The sequence below is a fragment of the Escherichia coli genome (assembly GCF_036503815.1).
Lineage (GTDB): Bacteria > Pseudomonadota > Gammaproteobacteria > Enterobacterales > Enterobacteriaceae > Escherichia > Escherichia coli_F.
Map to the genome: position 1 here is coordinate 4,236,168 of NZ_AP027764.1, position 21,766 is coordinate 4,257,933.

Here is a 21,766-nt window from a genome sequence, read left to right on the forward strand (position 1 = left end):
TACTCAATTCCGTTACCGGGTTGCTAATTTGCAACTCACTTTTTCGTACTTACTGATTGTGATCTCGACCTTCCCTTCCGGGATAACCGGTCCCCACTCCACCAGCATTCTTTTCACCTGACTGTCGTCTTCCCACACACCCGCGTGGGTCAGGGCGTCAAACAGCGCCTTGTTATAGTTGTCCAGATCGCGGATCCGGTTATCCGGTGGAAACAACACGATCTCCACTGCAGCAGGTGTCGACGTTGGTTTCGGCAGACGACGTAACTGCTCAACTATTGCTGCGCACGCCGCGCTCTGGAATTTGCGCCCCGCCGCGCTTATCAGGCTCTTACCAGCAAACGCCCCTTTGTTGGGGTGTCGCCAGTACGTGTTCACGCTGGGCGGGAAAGGCAGGATCAGCTTCATACTTTCAGGCCTCTCTCATGTAACCAGTGAGTTGCACGCAGCCTTGCGTTTTCCTCACCGGCAAGCAGTGAGCGGATAATTCCGACCACCTCGCTGTCGTCGTCCTTCATCGCGGTATGAAGCGTTATCCCCCGGGCCACACCACGCTTTATCGTGATGACGCCTTTTTTCTCCAGTGCGCGAAGATGCTCCACCGCTGCATTCACCGAACGGTATCCCAGCATGGTTGCCACCTCCTGATTGGTTGGCGGGAAGCCACGTTCTTTCTGATAAGAAATCAGCATATCCAGCACCTGCTGCTGGCATTGAGTTAATGTCGTCATGCAGCCATCTCCCTGACCAGTTTTTCCGCCTGCTGGCGAACCTGCGCCAGAAACGCCTCACCACATGCCTCAAGTTCATCGCGCCCGATGTAGCTGATTGCCGGTCCCTTCCAAGTCTTGTCAAAAACAGCAATAGCACCAGCGAAAAAAGCTCCTGTCGGTACCTGCTTCTCGTCTTTCGGGATAAACCAGACAGGCAGTTCAAAACCAATACGCCCGCGAATAAAAGCAATATGATCTGCATCTTCCGGCCACCACACTTCGCTGGTGGCAGCTTTGATCAGGAAAACATAGCGCCCGCCTTTATCACGCATGGCACTGGCATGCTTCATGATGTAACGCATGCCGGTGATGTATTGCCCCTCATGCTGACTGGCGCGGCTGTATGGGGGATTACCAAAGGCAGCACCTTTAAGCTCCGCAAGACGTTCTGACCAGTCATGCGCCAGCGCGTTGTCTTCCGCCGTGTAATACGCGGCACATTTGGCGTTATCACCGTCAGTAAACAGATCCAGAACAAACGGGCCAAACAGGGTGTTAATTCCCCAGAAAATGTTGTCCGGCGTGCGCCACTGATCGCCCACTTCCTTCAGTTCATGGGCTGGTTTGTTCCGTAGTTCCACCAGCGCCTGGCAATATTTATTACTCATTAAGCCCCCACGTAATTCCATGACAGATACCACTCTTCACCTGATGCAACCCGCTTGCTGCTTTTCCGTAAACACCGTTCACGACGCGCCAGAAAATTGTTTAGTTCTGGCCGGGAGTGGCTTTCACGGAATGCCGCCATCCACACCGTTGCAGCACGACGGTATAAGCCCCTGGACTCCAGTTCTTCCGCCTGGCGGGTCAGGCTCAAAATCACCCGTGGATCGTTAGTGCCGACATAGAAATTGCGCACAGGTCTGGTTTCTCGAACTGGTTGTGGTTCCGGTTCCTGCGCTCTCTCAGTCAGGCGCGGGAAATGTCTGCGTGTATCTCCTTCACAACGGTGAGCCACACGCCAACTCTGACGTAACTTGCTTGCTGACTGCAGAACGCGCTGCCGTGAGTAACCTGCAAAAGCATCCGCAATGTCTCCGGAAGTACACCCCGGATGGGCTTCAATGAATTTCTGAACGTCATTCAAAAGACTCATGATCACCCCCTGAATCCTGCCGGGATCTGGCTGTAGTCCACGTTGTCGTAACTGGCTTTGAAGTACGGGTCCTCGCGTCTGGCTGCAGATACCGCAGGAACTTCCCAGGATTCTTCGAAATGACGATCCGGACCAAAGAACGTGACAGCCTGTTTCACAAATTGTGTGCCGCTATTGCCCATCGCAGATACCCAGCCCGCGTAGCGTTTCACACCTTCCAGCATGGTTTCGGGGTTTACCCCCTCGTTCAAACGGGCTTTCCAGGCTTTGAAGGCTGCTGATTTTGAATTGCCACCAGCACGTTTGGGATATGCCAGCCATGCCTGCTCAAACTCCGGAGAGTATTCCGGTCGGTTTGAACGAACTCGCACAGACTCATCAGCAGATGCACCAACAGCTATTGGTTCATTGACTGGTTCTTTGACTGGTTCAAAAGAGTGACTGGTTCTGGGTGAATCTCCTGCACTACCCCCTGGTGCAACTCCTGCACTACCTAGTGAATTTGCTACACCAGATAGTGAATTATTTGCACTACCCCCTAGTGAATCTCCTGCACCATCCAGATGAAGGAGATAGATATTACTTGAGTTACCTTTTTCACCTTTCCGGGTGACTTTTTTTACCAGCCCGGACTCACAAAGGGCCGCAATATGATTCATCACAGAACGTTTGCTAATCTCGCACTGGTCAGCAATATGCTGGTAGCTGGGCCAGCACTCACCCTGATCGCTGGCATTATCAGCCAGCTTGATCAGAACCAGTTTTCGCAATGGATTACCCACTCGAATTTTCATCGCTTTAACCATCAGCTCCATACTCATGCTGCACCTCCGAGATGCTTCATGTTTTTTCCGGAGCGAAAGGCTATAAGCGGCATACTGACGCGGTAATTACGGCCCAGCGGTTCACAAATCACCTTCTGACATTCACGGTCAACCAGGCTAACACGTAGAACATGCCCTGCAGGTGTGGTGTACCACTGACCCGGACGAGGACAACGGAAAGTCTGATTGGTAAACCGTTTGAAAATATTCCGGATCATTTGCGCCCCCTTACCTCTGAAGGGTTCAGCGACAAATTTATGAGGCAGGCCAGCGCCGAAGCATCATTAATATAGTCATACAAGCTAACAGCCAGCGGAGATTCGGCTTTTGCCAACATAGGATAAAGCTGCTGCAGCCAGACCTGATGAATTGATGAAATGTAGGAATAGAGAATGCTGGCGTTATGTGCAACGTCGCTCGGTACAGAGGGTTTTGAAAGCTGTTTCTCCATCTGGTTAAAGGCATTGATATATGCCTCTTTGAACTGGGCAGCACGTTTACCCGTGAAACCCATAGCAAGAAACGCAAAGCCGTCGCGGGTTATTTGATAGCAAGGTAGTTTGCGGCCTGATGCGTCGATGTACTCACTGAGCTGGAAATTCAGCTCAGTAAATTCGGCAGAGCATTCAAGAGACGCAATTTTTTGAATGACATTTTTGTGTTGTTTGCCGAAATAACTAGCAACAGCCAGAGAAGAAGTAACAACTTTGTCTGCAATAATGCAAAGTTCAGGTTGAACTAAGGCAGGGATCGTAGCCATGATGGCAGCCTCCGTATGCAATGGATAACTTCCACCACCGGAAACGCCAATTTCGCTGGTGGTGAACTGAGCAGGGTTGGCGTAACCGGCGCATACGGAAACCGGCGCACCTTTCGGTGCCCCCACCCAGCCCACCATAATTTGGGTATAGCTGAGTTGTAGCAACAAAAAAGACGCTAACGCGCCAATTGTCGCCGTATGCAATTCCAGGACGCCAATCCCGGCACCCGCTTTATAAGGTGCCTGAACAGTGTAACGTCCCGGAATGGCAGAATCAATGTGCTGGTGGTCCTTCACACTCAACAAAATCACGCCTGAATTTCCACAAAGGACTAAAGCACTCATGCGGGTAGTCTTTGCGAAGATAGATAACGCGCTGTGTTTCTGGCTCCCAACGAATAACATGAACATAAAGTCCTCTTCCGTCACGAAACCAGCGGTTAAGTTCCTGCACAACTCGCCCCCCACAGTCAGGTAAAGTTCTCTGTGGTTACTTACAGCCAGGTGATTTGGTAATCTGCATTCATGCCGTAACAACAGGTGTTCAGCCACGCGGACCACCAGCTGTTGCGACCAACGGTTATTTGCCGTTAAACTGTTCATGCGTTAGTTTCTCCACAGACACAAAACGCCACGACGCCCGGAGCTGCACACTCGCGGGCGTCACTCTTTTCTGGAACGCAGAAAATTTTGTAGACCAGTGCCGCATGTTCCTGGAGCTTCGAAATCGACAGATACAACTCATCATTAATTGCTGTCTGCTCATGTGGCTCCACTACCCCGTCTTCGATTGCCGAACGAATCTGCTTTGAGTAACTCCCGATCTGTTCAATGACTTCCAGTAGACGTTGGTTGATATCAGCGTTCTCTACTTCCTCAATTTCAGGAAGTGATACAAACACCCCACCAGCAGACTGTGCGACAGCATCCGCAATGTAATGAGTACTAGCCGCACGCTGTAAAACCATTGCCCATCCCAACGGAAAAAACTGATCACCATCGGCACGAAGGCGGTTGAATAAAGCGTTCTCTGTTACATCCAGCCACTCAGCAGCTTCAGCGTAACCACCTGGCAATGCCGCGATAGTTTTTCTGACAGCTTTCACGTACCAGTCAGGTTGTTTTTCCACTTTCCAGTGGTGCTTACCCACGGCTTACCTCCTGTTCCTGTGGTTTAAACCCATTCTGGTTTTGGCTAGATTGAAAACGTGCCGGATAAAGAATCTGCATTTCGCTGATTTCACCCTTAAAAAAATTGGCCAGACGTTCTGCAAGATCGATAGATGGAATTTGTTCCAGTCTTTCAATACGACTCAGCGTCGCTGGATTGACCTGAACGCCCGCAGCAACATGCTGCAAAGTAAACCCATGCGCCTTACGCACATTCCGTAATGGTGATTGCATATAACCTCCACATATTGCGTGATGAGCATATTATTTCACGCAAATTTTTTGCGCAAGTTGATTTGCTTAACACGCAATAAAGAAATGTAATAAACGCATGAACATAGGAAATCGAGTCAGACAACTTCGCCAGGCGAAGAACATGAAAATCGCCGATCTCGCTGAAGCAATAGGAGTGGATGCGGCGAATATCTCACGCCTGGAAACAGGTAAGCAGAAACAATTCACTGAACAAGCCCTGAGTAATATTGCCAGGAGCTTAGGTGTTGATATTGCTGATCTCTTTACCTCAGACTTCAAAAGTAATACTGTATGTAAAAACAGTGTTAATGAGGATATTGCGCAGGTGAAGGATGTATTCCGTATTGAAATGCTGGATGTCAGTGCCAGTGCGGGAAATGGCCTTATCCAAGGCGGTGATGTCATTGATGTGATTCATGCCATTGAATACAGAACTGATAATGCTGTATCGATGTTTGGCGGACGGCCAGCCAATCACATTAAAGTTATCAACGTTCGTGGGGACAGTATGTGTCCAACCATTGATCCAGGAGATCTCATCTTCGTTGATGTCAGTATCAATCAGTTTGATGGAGATGGTATCTATGTATTTGGTTTTGATGATAAAATTTATGTCAAACGACTGCAAATGATACCTGACAAACTACTGGTGATTTCTGATAACCAGATTTACCGTGAATGGGAAATTACCAGCGAAAATGAACACCGGTTTATGATCTTTGGAAAGGTCTTAATCAGCCAGTCACAAACCCTTAAGCGACACAATTAACCCTTACCTCCTCATCAATTAGCCACCCGAAGGTGGCTTTTCATTACCCACCAAATTGCATATATCGCAATAAAAAACTTGCATAATGCGCAACTTAATTTTATCTTTCTTTCCAGACCAACAAACAAGGTACTAACAAAATTTGGTTGTAACACGGTGTATGGCACATGCGTCGTTAGCGGTCTGGGGACGTTAAAGGGGACAATCCACTCCTTGCTCGGGCAAACAAACCAGGTAGCCGGAATGTGCAAGTCAATGAGGATGCTGATAAGACGCCTAACCAGCGTGGCGATTCGGTTTGACGCCTGGGAAGAGACCAGGGTGCAACAATGAGGGCATGTATGGAACCGCGACAAAGTGTGGTGCCGTAACTGGCTAAGTGCTCTCAGCGTTGTGGTGAATGCGCAGGCTGATGCGCGAAAGACATTGCAGCTATTGCGGAAAAGAGCTGTTCGGCGGGGCAATTAAATGCCCGTGAGAGTCTGAAATAACCGCAAGCCGGAGATCAGCACCGGTCACCACAACAGCCACAGCTTTGGCGGTACCAGTTTGTACACTTGCTTCCAGCTGGTACCGCTCTTTTTACAAAACAGAGAAGAGCATCACCGGACGACGGGCTCATAACCCAATCCATCCGAGCGGCTGCCACAGCAGGTGTTCTTCTCTGTTTTGTGGAGAAACCAACCGGCCTTGCAGGGTCGATATGATGAGGAGCAGCAAAATGGCTAGCGAACGCAGTACTGATGTGCAGGCATTTATCGGGGAGCTGGACGGCGGCGTATTTGAAACCAAAATAGGCGCAGTTCTCAGTGAAGTCGCTTCCGGTGTGATGAACACGAAAACCAAAGGTAAGGTCTCACTCAACCTGGAAATCGAACCATTTGATGAGAACCGTGTGAAAATCAAACACAAACTCTCATATGTTCGCCCGACTAACCGCGGGAAAATTTCCGAAGAAGACACCACCGAAACGCCGATGTATGTCAATCGCGGTGGTCGCCTGACTATTCTGCAGGAAGACCAGGGACAATTACTGACTCTTGCCGGTGAGCCTGACGGAAAACTCCGCGCAGCAGGTCGTTAATATTGTTATTAATAAACTGATTATTTATCTCATCACTGAATATCTTTATATAGTGAGGACTTATTATGTCTCAGAACTTAGACGCAACCGCAATTAATCAAATCCATGCCCTTATTTCTGCTCAGGGTGTTAATGAAATTATCAGTAAGATTGGTGCCGATGCTGTGGCATTGCCTGAGAATTTCCGCATTCATGATCTGGAAAAATTTAATTTAAATCGTTTCCGTTTCCGTGGTGCGCTTTCCACTGCCAGCATCGTTGACTTTACCCGTTATTCTAAAGATCTTGCAGATGAAGGCACCCGCTGCTTTATCGATGCCGATAATATACGAGCCGTCAGTGTGCTTAACCTGGGTACTATTGATGAACCAGGTCACGCAGATAACACCGCCACTCTCAAACTGAAAAAGACAGCACCGTTCTCTGCCCTGTTGTCTGTTAACGGCGAGCGTAACTCCCAGAAGTCACTGGCAGAATGGATTGAAGACTGGGCCGACTACCTTGTGGGCTTTGATGCTAATGGTGACGCCATTCAGGCAACCAAAGCGGCTGCGGCGATCCGTAAAATCACAATTGAAGCGAACCAGACCGCTGATTTTGAAGATAATGACTTCAGCGGCAAACGCTCCCTGATGGAGTCTGTCGAAGCGAAGACCAAAGACATTATGCCAGTGGCATTTGAATTTAAATGCGTTCCGTTTGAAGGCCTGAAAGAACGTCCGTTTAAATTACGCCTCAGCATTATCACTGGCGATCGTCCTGTACTGGTTCTGCGCATTATTCAGCTGGAAGCGGTGCAGGAAGATATGGCTAACGAATTTCGTGATCTGCTTGTTGAGAAATTCAAAGACAGCAAAGTAGAAACCTTTATTGGTACTTTCACCGCCTGATTTCATTACTGCAAATGCCCCTGCGGGGGCATTTATGGAAACATAATTTACTCAATAATCGCCGGATGGTGAGGGCTTCCTTTTACCAGAATTCAGCGCGGTGCAGAGCATATACGTGGAGAACAAAATGTCATTTATTAAAACTTTTTCCGGGAAGCATTTTTATTATGACAAGATAAATAAAGACGACATCGATATTAACGATATCGCGGTTTCCCTTTCAAATATCTGTCGCTTTACCGGTCATCTTTCACACTTCTACAGCGTCGCCCAACATGCGGTTCTTTGCAGTCAGCTGGTGCCGCAGGAATTTGCTTTTGAAGCGTTAATGCATGATGCAACAGAAGCGTATTGCCAGGACATTCCCGCACCACTGAAACGCCTTCTTCCTGACTATAAACGGATGGAAGAAAAAATAGACGCCGTAATCCGTGAGAAATACGGGTTACCCCCAGTTATGAGTACGCCCGTGAAATATGCCGATCTCATCATGCTGGCAACCGAACGCCGCGATCTCGGGCTTGATGATGGCTCTTTCTGGCCTGTACTGGAAGGCATCCCGGCAACAGAGATGTTCAACGTGATTCCACTGGCACCGGGCCATGCCTACGGGATGTTTATGGAACGCTTCAACGAGTTATCGGAATTACGCAAATGTGCATAACTCATGTAGTTAGTTTTTCTGGCGGGAGAACATCCGCATATCTTGTTCACCTGATGGAAGAACAAAGAAAGGCTGGCAATAACGTCTGCTACATATTTATGGATACAGGTTGCGAACATCCGCTGACATACCGCTTTATCCGGGAGGTTGTGAAGTTCTGGGACATACCACTAACTGTGTTACAGGTCGATATAAATCCTGAGCTTGGGCAGCCAAATGGTTATACAGAATGGGAGCCAAAGGATATTCAGACACGAATGCCGGTGCTTAAACCGTTTATGGACATGGTTAAAAAGTACGGTACGCCATACATCGGCGGCGCGTTCTGTACTGACAGGCTAAAACTCATCCCTTTCACGAAATACTGCGATAACCATTTCGGGCGAGGTAATTACATCACATGGCTGGGTATTCGTGCAGACGAACCCCGTAGGCTGAAACCGAAATCGGGCGTCCGGTATCTTGCCGAGCTGTCAGATTTTGATAAGTCGGATGTTATCCGGTGGTGGCGAAAACAACCTTTTGATTTGCAAATCCCGGAGCATCTCGGGAACTGTGTTTTCTGCATCAAAAAGTCAACGCAAAAGCTGGGGCTTGCATGTAAAGACGAACCAGGTCTGATGCGAGTTTTTAATGAGCTGGTTACAGGCAAACACGTCAGGGATGGTCATCGCAGAACAGGTAAAGACATTATGTACCGTGGTCACCTGACGCTTGACGGAATTGCCAGAATGTCTGCCAACAGCGACTACAGAAATTTGTATCAGGCGATGGTACAGGCCAGGCGATTCGATACCGGCTCGTGTTCAGAGTCATGTGAAATCTGGGGTGATCAATTGGAATTGAAATTCGAAGAGGTAGGGGTATGACAACCGAAATTAACTACCATGCACTGCTTGAGCGCGCACGGAATAAAGTGCAGAGCATTGAGTTCGCCTTAACACAGAGTGCATTCGCTGAGATTCGCGCTGAGCTTGAAAATGATTTAGAACTGGCACGGATTGCACTGGCATCTCTGGAAGTTGAGCCAGATGAACGCGCAGCCTATGAATTATTTATGGAAAAGCGTTTCGGTAAAACAGTCGATCGTCGGAGAGCAAAAAACGGTGATAACGAGTACATGGCGTGGGATATGGCTCTCGGCTGGGTCGTCTGGCAACAACGCGCTGGCATGAGTCTTTCAACTGCACAACCACAGGAGGGTCAACAATGAACAACTTAATGACAACAAAACAAGTCGCCGAATTCTGTGGCGTTTCAATATCGACGGTGCTTCGCTGGAACAGCGTAAACAGGAGGACTGGCCAGAAATACAGACCAGATTTTCCAGATCCTGATATTAAATCCTGCCCAAATAAATGGGCATCACGCAAGATATACAGATTTGCTGGAGTTATTGAGTAACGTGTATTATCTCAGATGGGAGCTGACATATCTATGGCACAGACCAAACTAATCTGACAGTCAAGTCTGTGCCAAGAGCAAACGTTGCTAATTTAATGTTAATTTGTTTCTCTTGAAGAAGATCACCCTATGATACAACCTATAAAATTATCGATATCTGAGAGAACCTGTAAAAAGTTTAAGTCAAGGAACCTATAACTGTGTTAATTCATTGGGAAGCAATAAGCTTCCCTGCTCTTTATTTAGGTACGCTATCAACACTTTTGAGAATCGTTGATGTTAAAGGCTGTGACTTTAGTAAGTCACGAGAAATATCCGGATCTGGTATAGCTATTTTAACCAAACTCTCAAGTTTTTCAAACCACTCCCCATCATTCATTGAGAATAAGTTATGAAGAGCTTCATTTTTATTTTTGAACCCCCAAACCTTATAATTATCACCACAGTATTTTGACGCAGCAGTTAGAATATGCCAGCGTAATTTTGAATACTTCCCATCAAACCTCTTATTTGAGATAAGAGCCTTTAGCCTATACAAGCAATAGCAAGATATATAATAATCATCCTCGAGGGCGTCGGAAGAGAAAACCTCATTAAGTAAGTCACCAGTTAACCTATTTGGATAACGACTGGAATAATCTGGTCTCATCATAACAATAGCTGCATATGCTCGCGCAACTTCTCTGATATCAAATATGCGTACTGGAGCTATACTTTCTGAACTATACTGCCCCTTCCTTCTCTCAAAATAAATTTTATTTCCTTCAATAGCACCTTTAGCATTAAAATAATGCTCTAATTCCCTTAATTTTTTTAGCGTTGAAATGAACTGTGCATCTTCAACTTTAGATTGTCTATTCGTAGCTCGTACAATGTCATCAAGGATCGCTGGCTCATCGGTTTCAATTAATTTAATCATTAAACTAACTGATTCATCTACTTGAATGTCTTTTGATATAAGAACATTAGACGTTTGACATCCATTAACAATTTGAAAATCTCGTATAAAAATTTCTTGCCCTGCAGGCCTCACGCTTGATGCAACTATTGTCACTCCATTATTCATTAAACCAAATCTTGCTTTTTTTCCATCAGTATCTAGTGTTCCTGCAATTTCTGAATTTACGTCACCATCAATCCCCAGAAAATCTCTAACATTTTCTTCGAATAATTTCTTTCGAGGATTTCCATTTTTGTCTTTAAGTATAGAATCAATAAAACTACGAGCTTTGACAGTAGCTACATAGGCATTATTAATATTAGGGGCCGCTGGGAATGGAGCATAGCCTATTGTAGGAAGTTTAGCTTCTATTGGGCCTTCTGCAGCAAGCCAAAGCTCATGAATCATGTCTTTGTGAGCCATAATGAAGGATGTTTCATGTGAAAACCCGAGTGACTTTAAGCTTTTTTCACCCGATGCAAATGCAGCTTTTATTTCTCTGGCCTCTGTATTTTGTGCAGCACTAAAAAAATATGCGTATAAGTCTGGAAGGCCATTTTTGACTCTGCCGATATTAGCAAATATCAAGTTGAACATTTTTTTAAAGTCCGCTAGATATTCACTGTGGGGTTGTTGTGGTGCTGGTGAAAGATAATCTCTTATTGACGCAATGTAAGAGTCTATTTCCTGTTTACTCCACTTCTCCGATGACTTAGCTTGCGTGAATATTAATGAAACTTGAAACTCGCGACGTGAGTTTTGGAAAATCTCCTGAAGTTCTTCAGTTGAAAAAATGGCTCTATCGTCTAAAAATAAAAATGCGCCATCAATACCAGGGTCCGGGCCTTCATACACAAGATCACTGACCTCAACTTTGTCGCCTGAGTATTTTGAAAAAGCACAATAGTTCACAAACGCCTCAAAATTTTTGGTCTCCTCATAGGGCGCAGCGAATGCTTTGCAAAAGGCATCGAAATAAGATTTCGTGACTAAATGCATAAAAACTCCTTTCTGAAATAAGATAAGTTCATTAGAAACGACAAGATAAAGATAATAGTAATACAAGTTAAAGACATACTGCATCACATAAGTTGGTCAAGATCAATAAATCAATAAGAATCCCCTATGTTTTATGTATTGTTGATAATTCTATCACCTCTTACTTCTGGTCTAAGCGTAACCTACTCAAAAATGCTATTGAAATGTCCAGTGTTCGCTCAAAACAGACTGTCAGGGCTACGCAAGCTGTCAGGTAGATTCTGGGCCAGTACAAGTAACTATCGCCTCAATCCTCTCCCACCATTTTTGGTAAGCTTTACGCTGTTCTTCTAAATAATCACTCTTGTCATAAACTTGCCATACCCCTGGCAGTTTATGACCGAGCATTATTTCTGCAATATGAGGCGCAGTAAGATCTGAAAAGTTTGTTCGTGCTGTCCGTCTCAAATCATGAAGAGACCAATGAGGGAATTGATACCCAAAACGCCGCCATGCGTATTGCATTAAATTGTAAGGTAGCGACTGCAATGATGTCCGACCAACGGGTTCCCTGCTTCCTTCCTTAGTAAAAAGCATATCGGAACCATTGTTCATAGAGATAGCGTACTTTATAAGCTCTTCAACCGGTTCAATAATGGGCCGCTTTAGCGGTTCGCCTGTTATCTCCCCAGTCTTATGTCGTTCTGGTGGTACAGTCCATACTTTATTTATGAAATCAAAATCGTCCACCCTAGCGGTAATTAGCTCTGAACTACGGCAACCAAAATGCAGCAATAGTTTAATGAAGGCCCGGTATTTAGGAACCATTCGAGAACCATCGATCGCAGCATAAAGGATTTTAATTTCATCATGTGTCAGAAACCGTTTCTTCTGACCTTTACGGATATCCATATCTTTACCCGTGATATCCGACAGCGGGCGAGTTTCAATGAGCTTTCTCTTATACGACCAGACATGGGCCTGCTTTGCGTTAATTAGCAATCGGTCTGCTATTGCTGGAGTCTTAGTGCTAAGAGGCTCCAGGACTTCTAACCAATCATGCAATGTAGCTGCATCGTGAGGGATACACCCGATTTTAGAGAACAGGTGCAGCTCAAACGAGCGGAGTATCTGTTCAGAACCTTTTTTATTTTTTACACAATATGCTTCATACCAGGCACGGATCACAGACTCTACCGTCATGGCTTCAGTAGCTTTTCGTTTTTCAGCCTGCTTGACCAATCGTGGATTACGGTTTGACTCGAGTTCACCACGGAGACGGATAACTTCTTCTCTGGCCTCTTTTAATCCAGTTGCCGGGTAAGTCCCGATATCAAGACGCTCACCTTTCCCTGCCCATTGATAACGATATTGGAACACTACGCGACCTTTCGGTGATACTCTAACAGACAGACCATCACGATCGGATTTAACCAAAACCTTATCACGTTCCTTTCCAACGACTGAACGCAACCACGCATCAGACAGCGCCATTACTCACCTTGTACAAATAACAAAACACCTCTGCTGTTTTGTACATTATGTACAAGCGCATGTACAGATTTTTAATGAAAGCAACCTGATCGATTTAAAGTTATATGAAAGAATCTTCAATCAAAGAAACAACATAACACCATGTTATTAAATGAGTTATATGATAATTATTCAATTAACTGAAAGGATTTTGAAAGAGAAAAATAGCTTTAATGTGGGCTTAATTATTGGGGTGAGAAATAATGGCAAAAGTGCGGCGCTTCGCCACCTCTTGCAAATAAGGAGACAACGTCATAATTCTTTCTTCTTGAGTAAGCGGCATCGCGCCGCGCTTGTTGAAAACGAAAAATTGCGGCTATTTTACCCATCAACGGGGGGGAGGCAATCAGTGTTTACACAGGAGCTGCTCCAGTTCGTGCAACGAAGAAACGGTCCAGGTAGGCGCGATGCCTTCTGGTTGCTCGCGATTGTGCGCATTCAGCCAGCAGGTCGCAAGCCCGGCGTTGATGCCACCGAGAATATCGGACTCGGCAGTGTCGCCAACCATCAGCACGCGTGAACGGTCAGGATTGCCCGCCTGTTCCAGCGCATAATCGAAAATTTTCTTATTCGGTTTGGCTACGCCAACTTCTTCGGAAATCACCAACAAATCGAAATAATCACGCAGGCCCGTGCGTTCCAGACGCACTTGCTGCAAGGCGCTAAAGCCGTTGGTGATGATGCCGATTTTGGCGTTGCCGCGAATGGCATTAAGCAGGGAAACCGCGCCCGGCAGCGGCGTGCAAATTTCCGCCATCGCATTAATGAAGGCCTCGTTGAGTTTACCTGGCTCGACGTTCAGCCGTTCGGCCCAGCTCTCAAAACGCCCGTGCTGAAGCTGTAATGAAGTGATCGCGCCGTTTTGATAATCTACCCACAGGGGCTTGTTAACGGCCTGATAGTCCTGAAAATCTTCAGCGGTAAAAGTGACGCTGTAATCAAGAAACATCCGCTGCAGGCCGGTGAACGAGTCAAAGGTAAACAGCGTTTCATCGGCATCAAAGAAAATCCAGTCCCACTTCATTATTCCACCTTGTCTTACATACTGATTGGCAACGCCATGATGATGGCGTCTTCGCGACCGTCCTTGGTGGGGTAGTAATTGCGGCGAATCGTCGCCTCGTTAAAGCCTAAACTTTCGTACAGGGCAATGGCGGCAGCGTTTGAGGCACGGACTTCCAGCCATAGTGTCGCCACGCCGCGTTTTTCCAGTTCGTCGATCAGATGTTCCAGCAGCGCCCTTCCCAGCCCCTGACGCTGATAGTCGGGATCGACCGCAATATTGAACAATGTAGCTTCATCCAGCACCACTTGCGTAATCGCAAACGCCGCCATTTTGCCGTTTTGCGTTAACTGAAAGTTGAGATAACGCTCGCCCTGATTACTGGCAAAGGTTTTTTCACTCCACGGAAAGGCGTGGGCGCGTTGTTCAATGTGGAAAGCCGTTGGTAAATCAGTCGTTTCGAGGGAAGAAATCGTGTTCATATGTGCAAATTTGTTGCCATAACGCGGCGCGTGCCGTTGGGTTTGCCCGTAATTCGGTGAGCGCCGGTGATGCCACCTGAGCGCCTTCCAGTGATAGCGGTTCATCAGTACCCAACCGCCAGCTGTTGCAGCGACTGCCTTGCGGCAGCATCGCGATCTTTTCTGGCGTCAGTTGCAGCACCTGGTCGGGGCTGACGGTTAATGCACGCAGAACATCGCTCACTAAAGGATCGGTCAGGGCGGGAAGATCGTTTGCCACCATCACCAGACGGACGTGTGCCGGGATCGCAATGGCAATCTCCCCCTGCAACGCGCCAGGGCGACGCAGCGACCACTGGGTAATGCCCAGCTGCTGTAACTGCCAGTCTCGTCGGGATGTCATAGCGAATCGCTCCTGTTGTCAGGGGCGCAAATATAGCAAATTCGTCGATACCGCGCCAACATATGGCTATAATCGCCGCCAGTATCAATTGAGGAGCATTCCATGTCTGCATTTACCCCGGCAAGTGAAGTCTTGCTGCGTCACAGTGATGATTTCGAAAAAAGCCGTATTCTGTTTGCCGGAGACTTACAGGATGACCTGCCCGCGCGTTTAGATACCGCGGCCAGCCGTGCTCATACCCAGCAGTTCCACCACTGGCAGGTATTAAGCCGCCAGATGGGGGATAACGCCCGTTTTAGCCTGGTCGCCACGGCGGATGATGTCGCAGATTGCGATACTTTGATTTACTACTGGCCGAAGAACAAACCGGAAGCCCAGTTCCAGTTGATGAATTTACTTTCTCTGCTGCCGGTGGGGACGGATATTTTTGTCGTTGGCGAGAACCGCAGCGGCGTGCGCAGCGCCGAGCAGATGCTGGCAGATTATGCGCCGTTGAATAAAGTCGACAGCGCCCGTCGCTGTGGCCTCTATTTTGGTCGTCTGGAAAAGCAGCCGGTATTTGATGCCGATAAATTCTGGGGCGAATACAGCGTCGATGGCCTGACGGTCAAAACGTTGCCGGGCGTGTTTAGCCGCGACGGTCTGGATGTCGGTAGCCAGTTGCTGCTTTCGACGTTAACCCCGCACACGAAAGGTAAAGTGCTGGATGTCGGCTGCGGTGCAGGCGTTCTTTCAGTTGCCTTTGCACGCCACTCACCGAAGATTCGTCTCACGTTGTGCGATGTTTCTGCGCCAGCAGTTGAAGCCAGCCGTGCAACACTTGCGGCCAACGGTATTGAAGGTGAAGTCTTTGCCAGCAACGTCTTTTCTGAGGTGAAAGGTCGTTTTGATATGATCATCTCCAATCCGCCGTTCCACGATGGGATGCAAACCAGTCTGGATGCAGCACAAACGCTGATTCGCGGCGCGGTGCGTCATCTTAACAGCGGCGGCGAGCTGCGAATTGTAGCGAACGCCTTCCTGCCTTACCCGGACGTGCTGGATGAGACATTTGGCTTCCACGAAGTGATCGCGCAAACCGGGCGCTTCAAGGTGTATCGCGCCATTATGACCCGCCAGGCGAAGAAAGGTTAAGTATCTGGTACCTGTCGCCGCATACCGTGTCGGATGCGGCGTGAACGCCTTATCCGACCTACAAAACCTGCACGTTAGTTTCCTGCTGGACATTTTTCCAGCAATTACACCTCCGTCGATAATTAACTATTGACGAAAAGCTGAAAACCACTAGAATGCGCCTCCGTGGTAGCAATTCTTTTTAAGAATTGATGGTATGCGAAGGTGGCGGAATTGGTAGACGCGCTAGCTTCAGGTGTTAGTGTCCTTACGGACGTGGGGGTTCAAGTCCCCCCCCTCGCACCAAAAACCACGTTGATATTGCTCGCACTGGGCGAAGGTGGCGGAATTGGTAGACGCGCTAGCTTCAGGTGTTAGTGTTCTTACGGACGTGGGGGTTCAAGTCCCCCCCCTCGCACCAAACGAGGCGATATCAAAAAAGTAAGATGACTGTGCGAAGGTGGCGGAATTGGTAGACGCGCTAGCTTCAGGTGTTAGTGTCCTTACGGACGTGGGGGTTCAAGTCCCCCCCCTCGCACCAATTATCTTTACTTCCTTTCTTGTTTCTTCCCTGTTTTGTCATCCCTGATTCAAATTCATTATCATCAGCATGATGCCAGCAATAAGCGCCAGGCATGATGGTAGCAAAATGTAATGCCGTAACTGTTTGTGATACAGCATTACCGGCGTCAATACTAATCCCATCAGAATGACAATCCGCCACTGATCCGGCGATAAATCCGCATACATCAGCCCTGCAATCAGCAATCCCGGCAGCAACACTCCCCAACCACTGCCCAGCATACGTTGCAACATGGTTTCATCTCTTTCATTGATAATGATAACTAATATCATATGATAATTTTTATCATTTGCAAGTCAGAGAAATCCCTTGCTATCGGGTAAACCTATCGCTAGGATTAGCAATCATTATCATTTAGATTACTATCACGATTATGGCCTATCGTTCCGCACCGCTCTATGAAGATGTTATCTGGCGAACGCATCTCCAGCCGCAGGATCCTGGGCTTGCACAAGCCGTACGGGCGACGATCGCCGAACATCGTGAACATTTGCTGGAGTTTATCCGCCTGGATGAACCCGCCCCATTCAGTGCCCTGACGCTGGCGCAATGGTCATCACCGAATGCGTTAAGTTCTCTGTTAGCTGTTTATTCCGATCATATCTACCGCAATCAACCAACGATGATCCGCGAGAATAAGCCGCTGATCTCCCTGTGGGCGCAATGGTACATCGGCCTGATGGTGCCGCCATTAATGCTGGCCCTGTTAACGCAGGAAAAAGCATTAGATGTGTCGCCGGAACATTTCCACGTTGAGTTTCACGAAACCGGACGCGCCGCCTGTTTCTGGGTCGATGTGTATGAAGATAAAAACGCAACACCACATTCACCGCAGCAGCGAATGGAAACGTTAATTAGCAAGGCGCTTGTTCCGGTTGTGCAAGCATTAGAAGCGAATGGAGAAATTAACGGTAAACTTATCTGGAGTAATACCGGTTATTTGATCAACTGGTACCTCACTGAGATGAAGCAGCTGCTCGGCGAGGCGACGGTTGAATCGCTGCGCCATGCCCTCTTTTTTGAGAAAACGCTCACTACCGGTGAAGATAATCCACTCTGGCGTACCGTGGTGCTGCGCGACGGCCTGCTGGTGCGCCGCACTTGCTGCCAGCGTTATCGCTTGCCGGATGTGCAGCAATGTGGTGACTGTACGCTGAAATAGAAAAATTTGCCGGGGAAGTAAACCCGGCATTAAGCGTATTAATAGGGGTGCAACACGTTACTTGCTTCGCAATGACGCATACATAACAGAATGTCTGCGGCCTCCAACAACCCTGCATCAGAACTGACGCCCAGTTTCGACATTACATTAAATTTATGCGCGCGGATCGTTTTGATATTGCGTTTAAGCTGCTCGGCAATTTGTGTCATTGAGTAGCCACGCGACATAAAGCGCAATATTTCTCTCTCCGTCGGGCTTAGCGTCCGGCTTTGGTTAATGTACCACTGATTGTTCAATCGGTCGGTCGCCTGACGCACACCATTTAATGACAAAAAGAGTTCCTGATGAAAAATCTCCAGCGTCGACGCTTTACTTAATACACCGTCCAGCGGTGATGGCGACAATGAACCAATCAGCCGAGCTTCAATATCATCATCCGCAATAACTAAACGTCGGGTACGCGGAAACTTAATCGCCAGTTCAGTCAGGCAAGATAATCCCTCTCTGCGTTTACTTCTCATGGCAGAAAAAGAAAAAATGACCGCCGCAAATGAGATCCGCGACATGGCATCCTGAAATGACTCCTGACTGGTATAGATATGGAGCTTATAAGGGTTACCTGCAAACTTTCTGAATAAACTCTCAATACCGATACTGCTCATGACGCATTTTTCTATGAGTGCGACATTTCTCTTCTTAATTCGGCTGTGTTCCATTCTGCGGCATCTCCATAAACAGAAGGCAAGTTAAGTTCTCTTGCACCCTGCGCGCTATTTATCCATGCATACATTTCAGCGTTGCTGTGAATTGCCAGTCGACGCATCGCACTGTTTTTTTGGGCGCTGATAGTTTTATTACTTTTCTTAAGCAATGAAGCTATCTGGTTGATGCCCCATCCTTTACCTAATAGCCGCAGCACTTTGCGCTCTGAAAGAGTGAGAATGACGGAGCGATAGCTAAAATCATGAGTTTCAGTCATTGCCGGAGAGGTCAGCATGGCGCTGATACGCTCTGCGTGCGTATTGCCAGAACGCACGGTCTTAACCAGATTCTCAATGGGTTCAACATCAGACAATAATGTCGCCGTAGGGCACATGAGAAGTTCTACCGCCTGGGAATACCAGGAGCGTGACACCATGAAAACCCAGTGAATTTCTCGATATTGTGAGATTAAAGAATAATAATGTTCACAAACAGAACGTGGATCTTCACTTTCACCGGCTAAATCAGCAATGACTAATCCGGAACGACGTAATTGTAATAAGGTAAGGTCCTCCGCAGAGGCGCTGGATATTATTTCATATTCAGGGAAGTGAGTCCTCATGACCTCTTTTAACCCTGCTTGCATAACAGGTATTTTACTGATAACAATTCCATTTTTGCAGCATCCTGGCAACATATTTCCTCCACATCCACTGTCTAAAAATCATGATGGTCTATTCAGGATATTCATTCCTTAAATGTTTCCAGCAAATTAATAGATTAAGCGAATAAATTATCCTTAGCATTCACTTTCATATCAGCATACTCCTGCTGCACAACAACTCCACTGCATGTGTCAGAAGGTTAGCATCAAATGATAACCTGGTGAAATAGCCTGGAGACATTTAAAATATCTACATTAAGTTGTTAGAAATACTTAATGAAAAACAGAATTCTCATTCATTTAATTTATAATTAAAAAATATTTCTTCTCGCAAAATAAAAAATCACACAATCAATATTTATTCAATAAAATCTGATAGTTTTATCTTTTTTAAAGCCTAAAAAATCACTCAGTTATCGATAATCCCGATTCGTAAAAACCAGACTATACATTCATTATGTCGATAATATTCACGTTATAATTTGTTTACAGCTTGAGATTATTCGTTTTTTACCCTCCGAGCCTCTCCCGATAACCAGGATTAATCAGCGCAATTTTGATCTTAACCTGCCGCAAAACAACCGCGCTTCATGATACAAATGGATTCTCATTATCTGAACAATACGCAGCACGTCTATGACAAAGGGCGAGTTATGCAAACTGAGCAACAGCGAGCCGTAACACGGCTTTGTATCCAGTGTGGATTATTTCTTTTGCAACATGGTGCGGAAAGCGCGTTGGTCGATGAACTTTCCTCACGACTGGGTCGGGCGTTGGGAATGGACAGCGTCGAAAGTTCTATCTCTTCGAACGCCATCGTGCTGACAACCATTAAAGATGGGCAATGCCTGACATCGACACGTAAAAATCACGATCGCGGCATTAATATGCATGTGGTGACTGAAGTCCAGCACATTGTGATTCTGGCGGAGCATCATCTGCTGGATTACAAAGGCGTAGAGAAAAGATTTAGCCAAATTCAGCCATTACGTTACCCGCGATGGCTGGTAGCCTTGATGGTCGGCCTTTCTTGCGCCTGTTTCTGTAAACTCAATAACGGTGGCTGGGACGGTGCCGTCATCACCTTCTTTGCCAGTACGGTCGCAATGTATATCCGCCAGCTGCTGGCACAACGTCATCTTCATCCACAGATCAACTTTTGCCTCACCGCTTTCGCCGCCACCACCATTTCCGGTTTGCTTTTGCAACTTCCCACTTTCAGTAATACCCCCACCATTGCGATGGCCGCCAGCGTTCTCTTGCTGGTGCCGGGCTTTCCGTTGATTAATGCCGTCGCCGATATGTTTAAAGGCCACATCAATACCGGACTGGCACGCTGGGCGATCGCAAGTCTGCTGACACTGGCTACCTGCGTCGGCGTGGTGATGGCACTGACAATTTGGGGGCTACGCGGATGGGTGTGATCGAATTTCTGTTGGCGTTGGCGCAGGATATGATCCTCGCCGCCATTCCTGCAGTCGGCTTTGCGATGGTGTTCAACGTTCCCGTTCGGGCGTTACGCTGGTGTGCGCTGCTTGGTGCGATAGGTCATGGATCCCGAATGATCTTAATGACCAGCGGGCTGAATATTGAATGGTCAACCTTTATGGCCTCTATGCTGGTCGGCACCATTGGTATTCAATGGTCGCGCTGGTATCTGGCACATCCGAAAGTGTTTACCGTGGCGGCTGTTATCCCCATGTTTCCGGGCATCTCTGCTTATACTGCAATGATTTCGGCGGTAAAAATCAGCCAGCTAGGTTACAGCGAACCGTTGATGATTACCCTGTTAACCAACTTTCTTACAGCTTCATCGATTGTTGGTGCATTATCCATCGGCCTTTCCATTCCTGGATTATGGTTGTACCGCAAACGCCCTCGCGTATAAAATTGCCTCACTTAAAGCACGCGGATGAGAGACAGCCTCCTCTCCTCCGTGTGTTACTATAAAAGTTATCTCCCTTCTCGTTCATCGTTCCATATTTGAGAAACAGTATGTCTTCCAGAGTTTTGACCCCGGACGTCGTTGGTATTGACGCCCTGGTACACGATCACCAAACCGTTCTGGCAAAAGCTGAAGGCGGTGTGGTTGCCGTATTTGCTAACAATGCCCCGGCGTTTTATGCCGTCACGCCTGCGCGCCTGGCTGAACTGCTGGCGCTGGAAGAAAAGCTGGCGCGTCCAGGAAGCGATGTCGCTTTGGACGATCAACTCTATCAGGAACCGCAAGCCGCTCCCGTTGCTGTACCCATGGGGAAATTCGCCATGTATCCGGACTGGCAACCCGATGCCGACTTTATCCGCCTGGCGGCGCTATGGGGCGTGGCGCTAAGAGAGCCGGTGACCACCGAAGAACTGGCCTCATTCATTGCCTACTGGCAGGCGGAAGGTAAAGTCTTTCACCATGTACAGTGGCAACAAAAACTGGCGCGCAGCCTGCAAATCGGCCGTGCCAGCAACGGCGGACTGCCGAAACGAGATGTGAATACGGTCAGCGAACCTGACAGCCAAATTCCACCAGGATTCAGAGGGTAA

Annotated in this window: 27 protein-coding genes, 3 tRNA genes and 2 pseudogenes; 14 read left to right on the forward strand and 18 right to left on the reverse strand. The window is 47.4% G+C overall.

Annotated features, from left to right (window positions below; translation table 11 throughout):
• Positions 1–12: 12 nt before the first annotated feature.
• The 9 genes from AABJ99_RS20280 to AABJ99_RS20325 are packed head-to-tail and all read right to left on the reverse strand — an operon-like array spanning position 13 to position 4,857.
• Positions 13–408 carry a RusA family crossover junction endodeoxyribonuclease gene (locus AABJ99_RS20280; RefSeq protein WP_338387432.1) on the reverse strand — a complete coding sequence of 132 codons (396 nt, stop codon included), beginning with the start codon at positions 406–408 and terminating at the stop codon, positions 13–15.
• Positions 405–731: a LexA family transcriptional regulator gene (locus tag AABJ99_RS20285; RefSeq protein WP_338387433.1), complete on the reverse strand. Its 327-nt coding sequence runs from the start codon at positions 729–731 to the stop codon at positions 405–407. The genes AABJ99_RS20280 and AABJ99_RS20285 overlap by 4 nt, the downstream gene beginning before the upstream one ends.
• Positions 728–1,381: a phage N-6-adenine-methyltransferase gene (locus AABJ99_RS20290; RefSeq protein ID WP_001355692.1), complete on the reverse strand. Its 654-nt coding sequence runs from the start codon at positions 1,379–1,381 to the stop codon at positions 728–730. Before AABJ99_RS20290 ends, AABJ99_RS20285 begins: the two co-directional genes overlap by 4 nt.
• On the reverse strand, positions 1,381–1,875 hold the full coding sequence (locus AABJ99_RS20295; protein WP_338387434.1) for a PerC family transcriptional regulator: 495 nt from the start codon (positions 1,873–1,875) through the stop codon (positions 1,381–1,383). Before AABJ99_RS20295 ends, AABJ99_RS20290 begins: the two co-directional genes overlap by 1 nt.
• Positions 1,872–2,690, reverse strand: a complete 819-nt coding sequence (locus AABJ99_RS20300; protein ID WP_338387435.1) for a helix-turn-helix domain-containing protein — start codon at positions 2,688–2,690, stop codon at positions 1,872–1,874. The genes AABJ99_RS20295 and AABJ99_RS20300 overlap by 4 nt, the downstream gene beginning before the upstream one ends.
• A complete protein-coding gene (locus AABJ99_RS20305) occupies positions 2,687–2,911 on the reverse strand; it encodes a hypothetical protein (RefSeq protein WP_000620696.1) in 225 nt (74 codons plus the stop codon). The genes AABJ99_RS20300 and AABJ99_RS20305 overlap by 4 nt, the downstream gene beginning before the upstream one ends.
• Positions 2,908–4,056, reverse strand: coding sequence for a Rha family phage regulatory protein (locus AABJ99_RS20310; protein ID WP_001087359.1), 1,149 nt, complete (start codon positions 4,054–4,056; stop codon positions 2,908–2,910). The genes AABJ99_RS20305 and AABJ99_RS20310 overlap by 4 nt, the downstream gene beginning before the upstream one ends.
• Positions 4,053–4,604, reverse strand: coding sequence for a protein YmfL (gene ymfL, locus AABJ99_RS20320; RefSeq protein ID WP_338387436.1), 552 nt, complete (start codon positions 4,602–4,604; stop codon positions 4,053–4,055). Before ymfL ends, AABJ99_RS20310 begins: the two co-directional genes overlap by 4 nt.
• Complete coding sequence (locus tag AABJ99_RS20325; RefSeq protein WP_001191669.1) at positions 4,597–4,857, reverse strand: helix-turn-helix domain-containing protein; 261 nt, start codon at positions 4,855–4,857, stop codon at positions 4,597–4,599. Before AABJ99_RS20325 ends, ymfL begins: the two co-directional genes overlap by 8 nt.
• A gap of 97 nt (positions 4,858–4,954) precedes the next feature.
• On the opposite strand from AABJ99_RS20325, the gene AABJ99_RS20330 reads away from it, so the two are divergent.
• The 6 genes and pseudogenes from AABJ99_RS20330 to AABJ99_RS25055 form a co-directional block, all read left to right on the forward strand.
• Positions 4,955–5,647 (forward strand): helix-turn-helix transcriptional regulator, encoded by a 693-nt coding sequence (locus tag AABJ99_RS20330; RefSeq protein WP_338387437.1) that lies wholly within the window; start codon positions 4,955–4,957, stop codon positions 5,645–5,647.
• 721 nt (positions 5,648–6,368) lie between these two features.
• On the forward strand, positions 6,369–6,731 hold the full coding sequence (gene yfdP / locus AABJ99_RS20335; protein ID WP_000135682.1) for a protein YfdP: 363 nt from the start codon (positions 6,369–6,371) through the stop codon (positions 6,729–6,731).
• A gap of 65 nt (positions 6,732–6,796) precedes the next feature.
• Entirely contained in the window at positions 6,797–7,621 is an 825-nt protein-coding gene (gene yfdQ / locus AABJ99_RS20340) for a YfdQ family protein (protein ID WP_338387438.1), read from the forward strand.
• Between the two features lie 127 nt (positions 7,622–7,748).
• Positions 7,749–8,285 carry a 5'-deoxynucleotidase gene (yfdR, locus tag AABJ99_RS20345; protein WP_338387439.1) on the forward strand — a complete coding sequence of 179 codons (537 nt, stop codon included), beginning with the start codon at positions 7,749–7,751 and terminating at the stop codon, positions 8,283–8,285.
• Positions 8,276–9,154: a phosphoadenosine phosphosulfate reductase family protein gene (locus AABJ99_RS20350; protein WP_213848817.1), complete on the forward strand. Its 879-nt coding sequence runs from the start codon at positions 8,276–8,278 to the stop codon at positions 9,152–9,154. Before yfdR ends, AABJ99_RS20350 begins: the two co-directional genes overlap by 10 nt.
• Before the next feature lie 119 nt (positions 9,155–9,273).
• Positions 9,274–9,459 (forward strand): annotated as a pseudogene (locus AABJ99_RS25055) (DNA-binding protein); the annotation flags it as partial.
• Between the two features lie 468 nt (positions 9,460–9,927).
• Here the strand turns inward: AABJ99_RS25055 and AABJ99_RS20360 are convergent.
• From AABJ99_RS20360 to holD, 6 genes and pseudogenes are all read right to left on the reverse strand, one after another.
• Positions 9,928–11,628, reverse strand: a complete 1,701-nt coding sequence (locus AABJ99_RS20360; protein ID WP_338387440.1) for an AIPR family protein — start codon at positions 11,626–11,628, stop codon at positions 9,928–9,930.
• Positions 11,629–11,877: 249 nt separating this feature from the next.
• A complete protein-coding gene (locus AABJ99_RS20365; RefSeq protein WP_338387441.1) occupies positions 11,878–13,101 on the reverse strand; it encodes a tyrosine-type recombinase/integrase in 1,224 nt (407 codons plus the stop codon).
• Between the two features lie 226 nt (positions 13,102–13,327).
• Positions 13,328–13,396 (reverse strand): annotated as a pseudogene (locus AABJ99_RS25060) (hypothetical protein); the annotation flags it as partial.
• A gap of 90 nt (positions 13,397–13,486) precedes the next feature.
• Positions 13,487–14,164, reverse strand: a complete 678-nt coding sequence (gene yjjG / locus AABJ99_RS20370; protein WP_000870712.1) for a pyrimidine 5'-nucleotidase — start codon at positions 14,162–14,164, stop codon at positions 13,487–13,489.
• 14 nt (positions 14,165–14,178) lie between these two features.
• Positions 14,179–14,625 (reverse strand): ribosomal protein S18-alanine N-acetyltransferase, encoded by a 447-nt coding sequence (rimI, locus tag AABJ99_RS20375; protein WP_001092471.1) that lies wholly within the window; start codon positions 14,623–14,625, stop codon positions 14,179–14,181.
• Positions 14,594–15,007: a DNA polymerase III subunit psi gene (gene holD / locus AABJ99_RS20380; RefSeq protein WP_000204018.1), complete on the reverse strand. Its 414-nt coding sequence runs from the start codon at positions 15,005–15,007 to the stop codon at positions 14,594–14,596. The genes rimI and holD overlap by 32 nt, the downstream gene beginning before the upstream one ends.
• Positions 15,008–15,109: 102 nt before the next feature.
• On the opposite strand from holD, the gene rsmC reads away from it, so the two are divergent.
• From rsmC to AABJ99_RS20400, 4 genes are all read left to right on the forward strand, one after another.
• Positions 15,110–16,141, forward strand: a complete 1,032-nt coding sequence (gene rsmC, locus AABJ99_RS20385) for a 16S rRNA (guanine(1207)-N(2))-methyltransferase RsmC (protein ID WP_039020393.1) — start codon at positions 15,110–15,112, stop codon at positions 16,139–16,141.
• 198 nt (positions 16,142–16,339) lie between these two features.
• Positions 16,340–16,426 (forward strand) — tRNA-Leu (locus tag AABJ99_RS20390).
• 28 nt (positions 16,427–16,454) lie between these two features.
• A tRNA-Leu gene (locus tag AABJ99_RS20395) sits at positions 16,455–16,541 on the forward strand.
• Between the two features lie 33 nt (positions 16,542–16,574).
• Positions 16,575–16,661: transfer RNA gene (locus AABJ99_RS20400), tRNA-Leu, on the forward strand.
• A gap of 38 nt (positions 16,662–16,699) precedes the next feature.
• On the opposite strand, the gene yjjZ is transcribed toward AABJ99_RS20400, so the two are convergent.
• Positions 16,700–16,936, reverse strand: coding sequence for a DUF1435 domain-containing protein (gene yjjZ, locus AABJ99_RS20405; RefSeq protein WP_001545190.1), 237 nt, complete (start codon positions 16,934–16,936; stop codon positions 16,700–16,702).
• Between the two features lie 140 nt (positions 16,937–17,076).
• Here yjjZ and fhuF point away from each other — a divergent pair, with 140 nt between their 5' ends.
• Positions 17,077–17,865: a siderophore-iron reductase FhuF gene (gene fhuF, locus AABJ99_RS20410; RefSeq protein WP_039020395.1), complete on the forward strand. Its 789-nt coding sequence runs from the start codon at positions 17,077–17,079 to the stop codon at positions 17,863–17,865.
• A 38-nt stretch (positions 17,866–17,903) separates the two neighbouring features.
• On the opposite strand, the gene bglJ is transcribed toward fhuF, so the two are convergent.
• Both bglJ and yjjQ read right to left on the reverse strand, forming a co-directional pair.
• On the reverse strand, positions 17,904–18,581 hold the full coding sequence (gene bglJ, locus AABJ99_RS20415; protein ID WP_001353481.1) for a DNA-binding transcriptional activator BglJ: 678 nt from the start codon (positions 18,579–18,581) through the stop codon (positions 17,904–17,906).
• On the reverse strand, positions 18,539–19,264 hold the full coding sequence (yjjQ, locus tag AABJ99_RS20420; RefSeq protein WP_000936635.1) for a helix-turn-helix domain-containing protein: 726 nt from the start codon (positions 19,262–19,264) through the stop codon (positions 18,539–18,541). The genes bglJ and yjjQ overlap by 43 nt, the downstream gene beginning before the upstream one ends.
• Positions 19,265–19,884: 620 nt before the next feature.
• Here yjjQ and yjjP point away from each other — a divergent pair.
• The 3 genes from yjjP to dnaT all read left to right on the forward strand — a co-directional run bounded on the left by yjjP (position 19,885) and on the right by dnaT (position 21,766).
• Entirely contained in the window at positions 19,885–20,655 is a 771-nt protein-coding gene (gene yjjP, locus AABJ99_RS20425) for a threonine/serine ThrE exporter family protein (RefSeq protein ID WP_039020425.1), read from the forward strand.
• On the forward strand, positions 20,646–21,119 hold the full coding sequence (gene yjjB / locus AABJ99_RS20430) for a threonine/serine exporter (protein WP_000538188.1): 474 nt from the start codon (positions 20,646–20,648) through the stop codon (positions 21,117–21,119). The genes yjjP and yjjB overlap by 10 nt, the downstream gene beginning before the upstream one ends.
• Positions 21,120–21,226: 107 nt before the next feature.
• Positions 21,227–21,766, forward strand: a complete 540-nt coding sequence (gene dnaT / locus AABJ99_RS20435) for a primosomal protein DnaT (RefSeq protein ID WP_000098818.1) — start codon at positions 21,227–21,229, stop codon at positions 21,764–21,766.

Excerpts from the sequence above, each read along its gene's own strand:
- AABJ99_RS20280 (WP_338387432.1), bottom strand. The coding sequence starts at position 408 with ATGAAGCTGATCCTGCCTTTCCCGCCCAGCGTGAACACGTACTGGCGA.
- AABJ99_RS20285 (WP_338387433.1), bottom strand. The coding sequence starts at position 731 with ATGACGACATTAACTCAATGCCAGCAGCAGGTGCTGGATATGCTGATT.
- AABJ99_RS20290 (WP_001355692.1), bottom strand. The coding sequence starts at position 1,381 with ATGAGTAATAAATATTGCCAGGCGCTGGTGGAACTACGGAACAAACCA.
- AABJ99_RS20300 (WP_338387435.1), bottom strand. The coding sequence starts at position 2,690 with ATGAGTATGGAGCTGATGGTTAAAGCGATGAAAATTCGAGTGGGTAAT.
- AABJ99_RS20305 (WP_000620696.1), bottom strand. The coding sequence starts at position 2,911 with ATGATCCGGAATATTTTCAAACGGTTTACCAATCAGACTTTCCGTTGT.
- AABJ99_RS20310 (WP_001087359.1), bottom strand. The coding sequence starts at position 4,056 with ATGAACAGTTTAACGGCAAATAACCGTTGGTCGCAACAGCTGGTGGTC.
- AABJ99_RS20325 (WP_001191669.1), bottom strand. The coding sequence starts at position 4,857 with ATGCAATCACCATTACGGAATGTGCGTAAGGCGCATGGGTTTACTTTG.
- AABJ99_RS20330 (WP_338387437.1), top strand. The coding sequence starts at position 4,955 with ATGAACATAGGAAATCGAGTCAGACAACTTCGCCAGGCGAAGAACATG.
- yfdP (WP_000135682.1), top strand. The coding sequence starts at position 6,369 with ATGGCTAGCGAACGCAGTACTGATGTGCAGGCATTTATCGGGGAGCTG.
- yfdQ (WP_338387438.1), top strand. The coding sequence starts at position 6,797 with ATGTCTCAGAACTTAGACGCAACCGCAATTAATCAAATCCATGCCCTT.
- yfdR (WP_338387439.1), top strand. The coding sequence starts at position 7,749 with ATGTCATTTATTAAAACTTTTTCCGGGAAGCATTTTTATTATGACAAG.
- AABJ99_RS20350 (WP_213848817.1), top strand. The coding sequence starts at position 8,276 with ATGTGCATAACTCATGTAGTTAGTTTTTCTGGCGGGAGAACATCCGCA.
- AABJ99_RS20360 (WP_338387440.1), bottom strand. The coding sequence starts at position 11,628 with ATGCATTTAGTCACGAAATCTTATTTCGATGCCTTTTGCAAAGCATTC.
- AABJ99_RS20365 (WP_338387441.1), bottom strand. The coding sequence starts at position 13,101 with ATGGCGCTGTCTGATGCGTGGTTGCGTTCAGTCGTTGGAAAGGAACGT.
- yjjG (WP_000870712.1), bottom strand. The coding sequence starts at position 14,164 with ATGAAGTGGGACTGGATTTTCTTTGATGCCGATGAAACGCTGTTTACC.
- rimI (WP_001092471.1), bottom strand. The coding sequence starts at position 14,625 with ATGAACACGATTTCTTCCCTCGAAACGACTGATTTACCAACGGCTTTC.
- holD (WP_000204018.1), bottom strand. The coding sequence starts at position 15,007 with ATGACATCCCGACGAGACTGGCAGTTACAGCAGCTGGGCATTACCCAG.
- rsmC (WP_039020393.1), top strand. The coding sequence starts at position 15,110 with ATGTCTGCATTTACCCCGGCAAGTGAAGTCTTGCTGCGTCACAGTGAT.
- yjjZ (WP_001545190.1), bottom strand. The coding sequence starts at position 16,936 with ATGTTGCAACGTATGCTGGGCAGTGGTTGGGGAGTGTTGCTGCCGGGA.
- fhuF (WP_039020395.1), top strand. The coding sequence starts at position 17,077 with ATGGCCTATCGTTCCGCACCGCTCTATGAAGATGTTATCTGGCGAACG.
- bglJ (WP_001353481.1), bottom strand. The coding sequence starts at position 18,581 with ATGGAACACAGCCGAATTAAGAAGAGAAATGTCGCACTCATAGAAAAA.
- yjjQ (WP_000936635.1), bottom strand. The coding sequence starts at position 19,264 with ATGTTGCCAGGATGCTGCAAAAATGGAATTGTTATCAGTAAAATACCT.
- yjjP (WP_039020425.1), top strand. The coding sequence starts at position 19,885 with ATGCAAACTGAGCAACAGCGAGCCGTAACACGGCTTTGTATCCAGTGT.
- yjjB (WP_000538188.1), top strand. The coding sequence starts at position 20,646 with ATGGGTGTGATCGAATTTCTGTTGGCGTTGGCGCAGGATATGATCCTC.
- dnaT (WP_000098818.1), top strand. The coding sequence starts at position 21,227 with ATGTCTTCCAGAGTTTTGACCCCGGACGTCGTTGGTATTGACGCCCTG.